Below are 12,582 nucleotides of genomic sequence, written 5' to 3'. Positions count from 1 at the left end.
CCTGCATGTCGTTTACCGCTGAGGTGCGCGACGAGCTTGCGCGCTGCGAACCCGAATGTGAATACTGCGATTTGTCGACGCTTGCCGCCCTGACGCGTGTGAGCGGTACGCTTTCGTTGGCCGGCTCCGGGCGGTATCGTTTGACGGTCGCGACCGAGACGGGAGCCGTCGCGCGCACGATGATCACGCTGACGCATCGCATCCTTAAGCTCAAAACGGAATTCACCGTTCGTAAATCGGTCTTGCATAAGGTCCGTAACTATCTCATTACCCTGCCCGATCAACCCGACTTGGACAAGGCTCTGGTGCTGCTGGGCATTCTAGACCGCAGAGGAGGGCTCGTCGCTGGTGTTCCCCGACACATCGTTGCCCGTCCCTGCTGCAGGCTTGCCTACATCCGCGGCGCGCTCATCGCGGGCGGCTTCGTGGCCGATCCACGCGGCGATTTCCATTTGGAGATCGCGGTGCAGGGCGAGCAGTATGCCCGGGGACTTTGCGACCTGTTGGGGCAGATTGGGGTCCATGCTCGTGTTAATGCGCGGCGGGGGTCATATGCCGTGTACATTAAGAGCGCCGAGGAAATCGAGCATCTATTAAAGCTGATTGGTGCCAAGCGCAGCGTTGCCGAGATTGAGGAGGCGCGCGCGGTCAAGTTGGTTAAGAACGATGTGAACCGTCGCGTGAACGCCGAGCTCGCCAACCAGACCAGAAGCGCCGGTGCTGCCCAACATCAGCTTGCGCTTATCGATGAGCTCGAGCAGCGCGGCCTTCGCGATGCGCTTCCGGATGCCTTGGCGGTCTTTTGCGACCTGCGCGAGCGCTATCCCGATCTGTCGCTGCGTGATTTAGGGGAGAGGGCTGACCCTCCCTTGTCGAAGTCGGCCCTCTACCATCGAGTTTTGAGGCTTGAAAAGCTCATTGAAGCAAACAGGTAGTTTATAGTATCGACTTATATACGGATTTAGCTGCTATTTTATTCTTTAAAACGTTTTAACGTAAATTTGATTTTCAATTTCGACTATTCTCGTGAAATTCAAGTCAAAAAAAAGGTATATTAGGCGAGTGGTTAGTTTGTGGGCCTCAACGGCGGGCGCTGTAGCTTGCGGGGGCCTTACGAAAGGAGACACAATGGCAGTAAAGGTTGCTATTAACGGCTTCGGTCGCATCGGTCGTCTGGCTTTCCGTCAGATGTTCGGTCATGAGGGCTCCGAGATCGTCGCTATCAACGACCTCACCTCTCCCGACATGCTCGCTTACCTGCTGAAGTACGACTCCACGCAGGGCAACTACGCTCGCGATCACGAGGTCGTTGCTGGCGAGGATTCCATCACCGTTGACGGCAAGGAGATCAAGATCTACAAGGAGGCCGACGCCAACAACCTGCCTTGGGGCGACCTCGACGTCGACGTCGTTCTCGAGTGCACCGGTTTCTATACCAGCAAGGCTAAGGCTCAGGCCCACATCAACGCTGGCGCCAAGAAGGTCGTCATCTCCGCTCCGGCCGGCAGCGATCTGCCCACCATCGTGTACAACGTCAACCACGAGACGCTGACCGCTGAGGACAACATCATCTCCGCTGCTTCCTGCACCACCAACTGCCTCGCCCCGATGGCCAAGGGTCTGAACGACTTCGCTCCCATCGTGTCCGGCATCATGACCACCATTCACGCCTGGACCGGCGACCAGATGCCGCTCGACGGCCCGCAGCGCAAGGGCAACAAGCGTCGTAGCCGCGCCTGCGCCGTCAACATCGTCCCCAACACCACCGGTGCTGCCAAGGCTATCGGCCTGGTTCTCCCCGAGCTCAACGGTAAGCTCATCGGTGCCGCCCAGCGCGTCCCGACGCCGACCGGCTCCATCACCAACCTCTACGCTGTTGTTGACAAGAAGGTCACCGTCGACGAGGTCAACGCCGCTATGAAGGCCTACGCTTCCACCATCTCCGAGACCTTCGGTTACAACGAGGACGACATCGTCTCCACCGACATCATCGGCGAGACCCACGGCTCCATCTTCGACGCCACTCAGACCATGTGCTCTGACCTCGGCAACGGCCAGACCCTCGTTCAGGTCACCTCTTGGTACGACAACGAGAACTCCTACACCTCTCAGATGGTCCGCACCATCAAGTACTTCGAGAAGTTCGTTGCTTAATTTAGCTTTTAGCGAATAGCTCGTTGAGCGTCTAAAGAAGGGCGCGGCCTCATAGGGCTTACACCCTAGGGTCGCGCCCTTTTTATAGGAAATCGTCTGCCGTAATGGGAGGCAGACACGTACGAAAGGTAGAAGCAAACATGGCCTTTACCAAGAAGACCGTCCGCGACATCGATGTCGACGGCAAGCGCGTTCTCGTCCGCGTTGACTTCAACGTGCCTATCAAGGATGGCGTCGTTGGCGATACCACCCGCATCAAGGCTGCCCTGCCCACCATCAACTACCTCGTTGAGCACAACGCTCGCGTCATCCTCATGAGCCACCTCGGCCGTCCCGATGGCACCGGCTTCCAGCCCGAGCTCTCCCTTGAGCCTGTCGCCAAGAAGCTCGCTGAGCTCTCTGGTCTCGATGTTGCCTTTGTCGCCGACACCTACGGCGAGAAGGCTGCTGAGGCTGTTGCCGCCGTCGAGCCGGGCAAGGTCCTCGTTCTCGAGAACGTCCGTTTTGACAAGCGCGAGAAGAAGAACGATCCCGAGATCGCCAAGAAGCTCGCTTCCTATGGTGACGTCTTCGTTCTCGATGCTTTCGGTACCGCTCACCGCGCCCAGGGTTCCGTCGTGGGTCCCGCCGCTTACCTGCCTGCCGTCGCCGGCTTCCTGCTCGAGAAGGAGGTCGACACGCTGACCGGCATCTTCGCCGAGCCCGAGCGCCCCTTCGTTGCTATCGTCGGCGGTTCCAAGGTTTCCTCCAAGATCGGCGTTCTCGATCACCTCATCGACTCCGCTGACACCCTGATCATCGGTGGCGGCATGGCCTACACCTTCTTCCTGGCTCAGGGCCTGACCGTCGGTCAGTCCCTCAAGGAAGAGGACTGGGTCGAGCGCGCCGGCGAGATGCTCAAGAAGGCCGAGGAGAAGGGCGTCAAGATCCTGCTCCCCATCGACAACCGCGTTGCCGATCACTTTGGCGAGGACGCTGTCCCCGAGGTTGTCGCTTCCGACGCTATCCCCGACGATCGTGAGGGCATGGACATCGGCCCCAAGACCGAGGAGCTCTACGCCGAGGCCGTCAAGGGCGCCAAGACCGTGTTCTGGAACGGCCCCATGGGTGTATTCGAGTTCGACAACTTCGCTCACGGCACCCAGGCTATCGCCGAGGCCGTCGCCGAGGCCGACTGCACCTCGATCATCGGCGGTGGCGACTCTGTCGCGGCTGTCAACAAGTTCAACCTGGCCGACAAGATGAGCTGGATCTCCACCGGTGGTGGCGCTTCCATGGAGCTCGTCGAGGGTAAGGCCCTGCCCGGAGTGGAGGCGCTTCTCGATGCCTAATCGTACCCTTCTTATCGCTGGTAACTGGAAGATGAACAACGACGTCGCCGAGGCCGCCAAGCTCGCCGATGAGCTGGCTCAGGCTCTGCCCGAGGTTCCGGCTGGCGTCGAGGTGCTCGTCTGCCCTCCGAACATTGACATCACCACGGTTCATGACCGCATTCAGGCTGCCCCCATCGCCCTCGGTGCACAGAACGTGTACTGGGAGGCCAAGGGTGCCTTCACCGGTGAGTCCTCTTGCGACATGCTCAAGTCCGCTGGCTGCACCTACTGCATCATCGGTCACTCCGAGCGTCGCGACTACTTCCACGAGACCGACGAGGATCAGAACAAGAAGGCCAAGGCCCTCGTTGCCGCCGGTCTTGTTCCCGTCTTCTGCTGCGGCGAGTCCCTCGAGGTCCGCGAGGCTGGCACCTATGTCGAGCACGTCGTGAACCAGGTCAAGGCTGGCCTTGCCGGTCTTGAGATCACCTGCCCCAAGCAGGTCGTCGTCGCCTACGAGCCCATCTGGGCCATCGGCACCGGCAAGACCGCTACCGCTGAGGACGCCCAGGAGGTCTGCGGCGCTATCCGTGAGACCCTCAAGGAGATGTTTGGCGAGGAGCTCGCTAACGGCATCCGCGTTCTCTATGGTGGCTCTGCCAAGCCCGGCAACATCGCCGAGCTCGTCGCTAAGCCTGACGTTGACGGCGCCCTCGTGGGCGGCGCTTCGCTCAAGGCTGCCGACTTCGCCTCTATGGTCGTCAAGGCAGGCGAGTAGGACATATGGCACAGCGTCATCTTCCTGCACTCCTGATCATCATGGATGGCTGCGGCCTTGCTCCGGCCGATGGCGAGAACGCCGTCGCCGCTGCCAAGACGCCCTTCCTTGATAGCCTGTACGAGAAGTATCCTCACACCACGCTCGGTGCTTCGGGCGAGGACGTGGGCCTTCCCGACGGTCAGATGGGCAACTCCGAGGTAGGCCACCTCAACATCGGTGCCGGCCGCATCGTGTTCCAGGAGCTTTCGCGCATCAACAACGCCATCAAGGACGGCTCCATCGCCAAGAACGAGGTTTTCGTCAAAGCTATGGACGACGTCAAGGCCGAAGGCAAGACCCTGCACCTCATGGGCCTTATGAGCCCTGGCGGTGTTCATTCTCACATGAACCACGTCGAGGCTCTGGTCAAGATGGCTGCCCAGCATGGCGTCAAGACCGTTCGCGTCCACGCCTTCATGGATGGCCGCGACGTCGACCCGCAGTCCGGTGCCGGCTACATGAGCGAGTTCTGCGCTTTCCTGGCTAAGATCTCCGAGGAGACCGGTTGCGACGCTCGCGTTGCCACCGTTTCGGGCCGCTATTGGGCCATGGACCGCGACAACCGTTGGGAGCGCATCCAGCGCGCCTACGACGTCATGGTCAACGCGTCCGATGCCGATACCGACCCCGTTGCCGGTATCAAGGCCTACTACGAGAAGGATCCGCGCGGCGACGAGTTCGTCGAGCCTTTCGCGGCCCACAACGAGGGCATCCACGAGGGCGACGCGGCCATCTTCTTCAACTTCCGTCCCGACCGCGCTCGTCAGATGACCCGCGTGTTCACGGACAAGGAGTTCGATGGCTTTGAGCGCGAGCAGATTAAGCTCTCGCACTTTGTGACGATGACCGAGTACGATCCGACGTTTGACGTCGAGGTCGCCTTCCCCAAGACGTTCCCCGAGAACGTCCTGGCCGACGTTATCGCCGCCAATGGCCTGAAGCAGCTGCACACCGCCGAGACCGAGAAGTACGCTCACGTGACGTTCTTCCTCAACGGCGGCATCGAGGAGCCCAAGGAGGGCGAGGAGCGCGTGCTCGTCGCTTCCCCCAAGGTCGCTACCTACGATCTGCAGCCCGAGATGAGCGCTCCCGAGGTTACCGAGAAGCTTGTCGCCGCTATCAACGAGGATCGCGCTGATTTCTACATCGTGAACTTCGCAAATTGCGACATGGTTGGTCACACCGGTGTCTTCGACGCCGCCGTTAAGGCCGTCGAGGCTGTTGACGATGCTCTGTCCAAGGTTGTCCCGGCGATTCTCGCCAAGGGCGGCTTTGCGCTGATTACCGCCGACCATGGCAACGCCGATCACATGTTTGACGTTGCTTCCGACGGTTCCAAGCATCCGTTTACGGCTCACACCACCAACCGCGTGCCGTTCATCATCGTTGATGATAAGGCCAAGCTCACCGGTATCGAGGACGGCCGTCTTTCCGATATCGCTCCGACCATGCTCATCATGGCTGGTATTGAGCCTTCCGCCGAGATGACGGGTCGCGTGCTCGCCACCGAGGCCTAATAGAAAACAAATACCGTTTTCTAGTAAGGGGGTTGTCCACAACCGGACGACCCCCTTTTTGGTATTTCTGCCATTTCTGCCCCGTCCCTAAATGGCAGGTGGGGGAGTGTTGGAGGTTGTGGTACAGTACTGGAGTTTGAATCGTTCTATTAAGGAGCTTATCTATGGGTCCGTTTCAGATTCTTCTGTTTGTCGTTTGGGCTGTTTCTGCCGTGGCGCTGACGATTCTCGTTCTGATGCATTCCGGTAAGGGCACCGGCGTTTCGGATATGATCGCTAGCTCGCTGTATAACTCCAGCTCTGCCACGGGCGTCATGGAGCAGAACCTCGATCGCCTGACGGTAATTATGGCCGTCGTTTTTGCCGTGTGTGTCGTTCTGTGCATGTTCTTCTTCCCGCAGGGCATCGTCGGCTACTAAGCATCGGCGTATATACGTTTGTAAAGGGTCCCGCATGTGCGGGGCCCTTTTTGTTTACAGACTTGTAACAGAGCCAAAATATCCCCACATACTTCGCCCAACTAAAGAAATTCTCGACCGTTAACCGGAATCAGCGCCAAATTGTGCATAAAATGCGCTACTGTATTGCAAAACGTTGGCCCGCATTGCATAACCAGCCATAACAGCGGACCGCGTTTGAATGGTTCGATTGGGCTGTCTCGACGTTGCCCGGCCGAATTCACTTTGTCCTATCTCATAAGGAGGATGGCATGGCTGATTCTATGTTCCACCAGCCCGTTATGGGTCGTCGCGCCTTTGTTGGCGGCACCCTCGCTGCGAGCTCCATGGCTTTTCTTGCCGCATGCGGCAAGAAGGGCGGCGACGCTTCCGGTTCTGAGTCCGGTTCGACGCTGAACTTCTACATCAACAACCCGGTCTGCATCGACCCCTACAACGTCCAGGAGGATCAGGGCACTCAGGTCGAATACCAGCTCTTCGACGCTCTGACGGAGTACGATAACGAGAAGGGCGAGATCGTTCCGCTGGCTTGCGAGTCCTTTGAGGCTAACGACGACGCCACCGAGTTCACCTTCAAGATCAAGAAGGCCAAGTTCCATAACGGTGACGACGTTACCTCCAAGTCCTTCAAGCTCGGTTGGGAGCGCCTGGTCAACACCAAGTCGGCCATCGCTACCGAGTATGGTCCTTCCGAGGTCTCCTATCACCTTTCCATGGTCGAGGGCTATGACGATCTGGTTGCCGGTAAGGCTACCGAGCTGACCGGTGTCACCTGCCCGGATGACGAGACCCTCGTCGTCAAGCTGACTTCTGCCTACGCCGACTTCCCCTTCGTCGCCTCTCACCCGGCTCTGTCCCCGGTTCCCGAGTGCGCCGAGACCGATGTCAAGAGCTTCTATCTTGCCCCGGTCGGCAACGGCCCGTTCATGATGGACGGTAAGTGGGAGGATGGTCAGGAGATCAACCTCAAGAAGTTCGACGATTATTATGGCGACAAGGCCAAGATCGACGCCATCCACTTCCAGGTCATCAAGGACGTGGAGACCGCTTACAAGGAGTTCCAGGCCGGTAACCTTGATGTCTGCGACGTTCCCGTTGCTCAGATCGACGCCGCCAAGAAGGACCGCGGCGAGTCCAAGGATGGCTACACCATGAGTGATGGTGCGCGCATGCTACTCGGTTCCGAGCCTTCCACGTACTATCTGACGTGCAACACCACGGCCGAGCCGTTCAACAACGCTGACCTGCGCAGGGGCATTTCCTTGGCTATCAACCGTGAGGCCATCTGCAAGACCATCTTCAAGGGTACCCGTACCCCCGCTGACGGCATCGTTCCTCCGGGAATCGCCGGCTACAAGGAGGGTGCATGGGAGTTCTGCGAGTACAACGTTGATAAGGCCAATGAGTACCTCGACAAGGTCGCTCCTGCCGGCGCTAACGGCGACCGCGGTATCAACGTGACCCTTTCCTACAACCAGGACGGTGGTCACAAGGAGATCATGGAGTCCATCATCGGCGACCTCGCCAAGGTGGGCGTCACCGCCGTCTCCGATACCCCTGAGTGGTCTGCCCTGCTCGAGCAGTATCAGAACTTCAACTATCAGTTCGGCCGTCTGGGCTGGATCGCCGATTACCCGATCATGGACAACTTCCTGTATCCGCTGTTCCACTCCGACTCCCTGGGTGGCGACAACCGCTCCGGTTACAGCAACCCCGACTTTGACGCCAAGGTTGACGAGGCCCGTGCCACGGTTGACGACGACGAGCGTATCGCCAAGATGCAGGAGGCCGACGCCATGGTCGCCGCCGACTGCCCGGTCATCCCGGTGATGTTCTACACGCACACCATCGCTGGCTCCGACCGCGTCAAGTACCTCTACGTTGATCCGCAGAAGCACGCCGATCTGGGTACCGCTGAGCTCGCCTAAGAGTTTGCAGCTTCCGTGAGGGTCAAGTATTTACGTAGACCTCATGGGAAACATACAGTTCCCCCTAACCTGGGGTAAACTGGCTGATGGTAATTTTGGGATGCCGGTCTGGCGATCGGCATCCCATTTAGGTTAATCCCTAGATAGGGGAGTGGTATGGGTAAGTACATCGTTAAACGTGTGCTTCAGTTCATCCCGGTGTTTTTGGGCGTCACGCTGATTCTGTTCGCCCTCCAGAATATCGTGCCGGGAGATCCGATCAAGCTGATCGGTGGAGACAAGGCTCTGTCCCCCGAGGTAGAGCTTCAGCTTCGCGTACGCTATCACCTGGTCCAGACGGACGAGGACGGTAACGCGATCCTTGACGAGAACGGCGATCCCGTTCAGACGTCGCTTGTAGACCGTTATCTGTATTACATGAACGGTCTGCTTCATGGCGATCTGGGTAATTCGTACCAGCGCAAGCTGCCGGTTACGGAAATCTTTGCCCAGAAGTATCCGTATACGGTCAAACTCGCCGCGTGCGCCATCGTGCTCGAGGCGATCATGGGTATCGGTGCGGGTATCATTTCGGCGGTAAAGCGTTATTCCTTCTGGGATATTTTGGTAACGCTGACCACGTCGATCCTCGTTGCCGTTCCCGCCTTCTGGCTCGGCATGCTGCTGCAGCTGTTCTTCGGCGTCATCCTTAAGGACCTCACCGGCGGCGCATTCTCCATGCCGATTTCGGGTGCCGGCGGTTCCAGCTCTCAGTATCAGGATTGGATGCACTATGTGCTTCCGACCATTACGCTGGCTTCGGTTTCGACCGCTTATGCTGCCCGCATTATGCGTTCGCAGCTGCTTGACGTCATGAACCAAGATTACATCCGTACGGCAAAGGCCAAGGGTCTCTCCAATCGCGCGATCATCATCAAGCATGCGCTTAAGAATGCACTCATCCCCGTCGTTACCTATATTGGTGTCGACTTTGGCGGCATGCTTTCGGGTGCCATCCTGACCGAAACGGTCTTTAACTGGCCCGGTATCGGCTATGAGGTCTATCGCGCCATTAGCATGCGTGACTGGCCCATCGTTATGGGCGGCGTTACGCTCATCGTCGTCGTCGTCATGGTGATCAACCTGCTCGTCGACATTAGCTATGCATTCCTCGACCCGCGCATCCGCCTTGGCGGTCCGTCGGATAAGGCCTAAGGGAGGTACGTCTCATGCAGGAAACTGATTCTCAGTCTCAGGAGCAGGCTACCGCCACCAAGGCCGCATCTGCTCCCGCCAAGTCCCGCACGCTGTGGGGCGACGCTTTTAAGCGTCTTCGCAAGAACAAGCTCGCCGTTATCGGTGTCTGCTGGATCATCGTCGTCGTTTTGGTTGCCCTGACCGCAGATCTGTGGGCTAAGCCCTGGCTCGGTTCGCCGACGGCTTCCGACTCGACCACCATGGCCGAGACGTCGCTGCTGGCTCCGTGTGCCGAGCACCCGTTTGGCACCGACGCCCTTGGCCGCGACATTCTCGTTCGTGTTATCTACGGTGCACGTGTTTCGCTTTCCGTCGGTATTATGGCCACCGCCATCTCCACGGTGATCGGTCTGGTCATGGGCGCCCTTGCCGGTTTCTATGGCGGCATCTGGGATACGATTATCATGCGCTGCGCGGACATCTTCCTGGCGTTCCCGTACGTGCTGTTCGTCGTCGCCATGATCGCCGTTATCGGCCGTGGTCTTCAGAACGTCTTTATCGCCATCGGTATTCTCGGCTGGCCTTCGATTGCGCGCGTCTTCCGATCCGCGATCCTGACGGTCAAGGAAAACGACTATGTTGACGCTGCGCGCGCGATGGGCGCATCCGATGCTCGTATCGTCGTGCGTCACATCTTCCCGAACTCCGTCGCCTCCATCGTGGTCTACGCGACCATGAACATTGGTGGTGCCATTTTGACCGAGTCCGCTCTGTCCTTCCTCGGCATGGGCGTTATCCCGCCTACGCCTTCGTGGGGCTCCATGATTCAGGACGGTCAGCAGTATCTTCTGACTGCTCCCTGGATGATGATCATGCCCGGTCTGGCAATTCTCTCGACGGTGCTCGCCTTCACCCTGCTGGGTGACGGTCTGCGCGACGCCCTCGACGTCAAGATGAAGGACGCATAAGGATGAAGAAGAACAAGAACTATGTGGACCTGAAGGACCAGCCGGTTCCCGAGGGCCAGCATTTGCTCGAGGTCGATGACCTTAAGATGTATTTCCACACCGAGGATGGCGTCGTTCGCGCTGTCGACGGTGTCTCCTACACGCTCGATCGCGGCGAGACCTTGGGCGTCGTCGGTGAGTCCGGCTCCGGTAAGTCCGTGACCGCCATGACCATCATGGGCCTCATTTCGATGCCTCCGGGAAAGATCGAGGGCGGCGACGTTCGCTATCGCGGTCGTTCTATCCTCGAAATGACCGAGGAAGAGATGCAGCACATTCGCGGTAACGATATCGCGATGATCTTCCAGGATCCTATGACCTCCTTGAACCCGGTCTATAAGATCGGCAAGCAGGTGGGCGAGGGCCTTCGTCTGCACCGTGGCTATTCCAAGCAGGAGGCGCTCAAGCGCGCTACCGAGCTTTTGGACCTCGTGGGTATCCCCGAGCCCGAGAAGCGCGTCAATGAATATCCGCACCAGTTCTCCGGCGGAATGCGTCAGCGTGTCATGATCGCTATGGCTCTTGCCTGCGACCCCGATATCCTGATTGCCGACGAGCCCACGACTGCCCTGGACGTTACCATTCAGGCTCAGATTATTGAGCTTATGCAGGAGATGCAGGAGAAGAACGGCAACGCCATTATCATGATTACCCATGACCTGGGCGTTGTCGCCGATATGGCCGACAAAATCATGGTTATGTACGCCGGCCGTCCCGTCGAGTTCGGTACTGCTGAGGAAATCTTCTACGAGAGCCGCCATCCCTACACCTGGGGTCTTATTCGCTCCATCCCGGAGCAGGCCATCGATGAGAAGAAGCCGCTGACGCCGATTCACGGCAACCCGCCTTCGCTCATGAACCTGCCCGAGGGCTGCGTCTTCTCTCCTCGCTGCCCCTATGCGACGGACAAGTGCCGCAAGCAGCGCCCCGAGCGCGTTGTTACCGAGTCCGGCCACTATTCTGCGTGCCATTATTCCGGTGACCCCGAGTTCCTCAAGAACGCCCCTGAGACGTCCCGCACGCGCAAGGATTCCAAGAAGGGAGGCGAGGCGTAAATGACAGACAATAACGAGCGCACTCCGCTGCTGAAGGTCGAGCATCTTTCTAAGGAGTTCCCCGCAGAGTCCGGCATGTTCGCCAAGCGTTTTTCCAAGCGCGTCGTCTCTGCTGTGAATGACATTTCGTTCGAGATTTATCCGGGCGAGACCTTTGGCCTGGTCGGCGAGTCTGGTTGCGGTAAGTCCACCACGGGCCGCACCATCATGCGCCTGACGAAGCCGACGGCAGGTAAGGTGTTCTTCCAGGGCAAAGATGTTGCCGAGATGAGCAAGCACGAGATCAAGGATATGCGTCGCGAGATGCAGTTTATCTTTCAGGATCCCTATGCTTCGCTGAACCCTCGTATGACGATTGGTGAGATCGTCTCCGAGCCCATGACCATTCATGGTGTGGGCACCAAGGAAGAGCGTATCGAGCGTGTCCGCGAGCTGCTGGATGTCGTCGGTCTGAACCCCGAGCACATCAACCGCTATCCGCACGAGTTCTCGGGCGGCCAGCGTCAGCGTGTCGGCATCGCCCGCGCTTTTGCGCTGAAGCCCAAGCTGATTATCTGTGACGAGCCGGTATCCGCTTTGGATGTTTCCATTCAGGCCCAGGTTCTGAACCTGCTTAAGGAACTGCAGGACAAGTTTGGTACGGCGTATCTCTTTATCGCCCACGACCTGTCCGTCGTGCAGCACATCTCCGATCGCGTTGCCGTTATGTATCTGGGTAAGATGGTCGAGGTTTCGGATTGGAAGACGCTCTATAGCGAGCCTCACCACCCGTACACGCAGTCGCTGCTGTCTGCCGTGCCGGTGCCCGATCCGGATATCCAGAAGACCCGCAAGCGCATCATTCTCGCTGGCGATCCGCCGTCGCCGCTGGATCCGCCGACCGGTTGCCGTTTCCACACGCGCTGCCCGATCGCGCAGGGCATCTGCTCCGAGAAGCTTCCCGAGTTTAAGGAAGTCGCACCGGGTCACTGCTGCGCCTGCCACTTCGCCGAGCCGTTCCCGATCAAGGAATCGCACATCGACCTGTAGTCGGTGTTCTCGTTCGGGCCCGCCCTGGTGTTGCTTTTCAGAACGTCCTCGGACATGTCGGAAGCCCCGCTGCGCGCTACGCGCTGCGGGGCTTCCTCCGTCCTGCGGGACGTTCTGAAAAGCAA

General features: G+C 58.7%; 11 protein-coding genes. All 11 read left to right on the top strand.

What is annotated here, in order from left to right; genetic code table 11:
• Nucleotides 1-5 precede the first annotated feature (5 nt).
• The 11 genes from whiA to DXD24_RS00005 all read left to right on the top strand — a co-directional run bounded on the left by whiA (nt 6) and on the right by DXD24_RS00005 (nt 12,457).
• Nucleotides 6-935: a DNA-binding protein WhiA gene (gene whiA, locus DXD24_RS00055; RefSeq protein WP_117645694.1), complete on the top strand. Its 930-nt coding sequence runs from the start codon at nt 6-8 to the stop codon at nt 933-935.
• 193 nt (nt 936-1,128) lie between these two features.
• On the top strand, nt 1,129-2,154 hold the full coding sequence (gap, locus tag DXD24_RS00050; RefSeq protein ID WP_099431436.1) for a type I glyceraldehyde-3-phosphate dehydrogenase: 1,026 nt from the start codon (nt 1,129-1,131) through the stop codon (nt 2,152-2,154).
• A 140-nt stretch (nt 2,155-2,294) separates the two neighbouring features.
• Nucleotides 2,295-3,485 (top strand): phosphoglycerate kinase, encoded by a 1,191-nt coding sequence (gene pgk / locus DXD24_RS00045; protein WP_117564871.1) that lies wholly within the window; start codon nt 2,295-2,297, stop codon nt 3,483-3,485.
• Nucleotides 3,478-4,245 carry a triose-phosphate isomerase gene (gene tpiA, locus DXD24_RS00040; RefSeq protein WP_117564870.1) on the top strand — a complete coding sequence of 256 codons (768 nt, stop codon included), beginning with the start codon at nt 3,478-3,480 and terminating at the stop codon, nt 4,243-4,245. Before pgk ends, tpiA begins: the two co-directional genes overlap by 8 nt.
• A 5-nt stretch (nt 4,246-4,250) precedes the next feature.
• A complete protein-coding gene (gpmI, locus tag DXD24_RS00035; protein WP_117564869.1) occupies nt 4,251-5,804 on the top strand; it encodes a 2,3-bisphosphoglycerate-independent phosphoglycerate mutase in 1,554 nt (517 codons plus the stop codon).
• A 164-nt stretch (nt 5,805-5,968) separates the two neighbouring features.
• A complete protein-coding gene (gene secG / locus DXD24_RS00030; RefSeq protein WP_006236144.1) occupies nt 5,969-6,223 on the top strand; it encodes a preprotein translocase subunit SecG in 255 nt (84 codons plus the stop codon).
• Nucleotides 6,224-6,513: 290 nt separating this feature from the next.
• The gene (locus tag DXD24_RS00025; RefSeq protein WP_117564868.1) at nt 6,514-8,190 is read left to right on the top strand and encodes an ABC transporter substrate-binding protein; all 1,677 of its coding nucleotides are present in this window, start codon (nt 6,514-6,516) and stop codon (nt 8,188-8,190) included.
• A 156-nt stretch (nt 8,191-8,346) separates the two neighbouring features.
• On the top strand, nt 8,347-9,384 hold the full coding sequence (locus tag DXD24_RS00020; RefSeq protein ID WP_089572952.1) for an ABC transporter permease: 1,038 nt from the start codon (nt 8,347-8,349) through the stop codon (nt 9,382-9,384).
• A 14-nt stretch (nt 9,385-9,398) separates the two neighbouring features.
• A complete protein-coding gene (locus tag DXD24_RS00015) occupies nt 9,399-10,334 on the top strand; it encodes an ABC transporter permease (RefSeq protein WP_089572954.1) in 936 nt (311 codons plus the stop codon).
• 2 nt (nt 10,335-10,336) lie between these two features.
• Entirely contained in the window at nt 10,337-11,428 is a 1,092-nt protein-coding gene (locus DXD24_RS00010; RefSeq protein WP_117564867.1) for an ABC transporter ATP-binding protein, read from the top strand.
• Entirely contained in the window at nt 11,429-12,457 is a 1,029-nt protein-coding gene (locus tag DXD24_RS00005) for an ABC transporter ATP-binding protein (RefSeq protein WP_117564866.1), read from the top strand.
• Nucleotides 12,458-12,582: the final 125 nt, after the last annotated feature.

Origin of the sequence: Collinsella sp. TF12-2AT (genome assembly GCF_003436735.1) — a bacterium.
Lineage (GTDB): Bacteria > Actinomycetota > Coriobacteriia > Coriobacteriales > Coriobacteriaceae > Collinsella.
The sequence above is the reverse complement of the archived record's forward strand: the minus strand, read 5'-3'. Positions and strand labels throughout refer to the sequence as shown.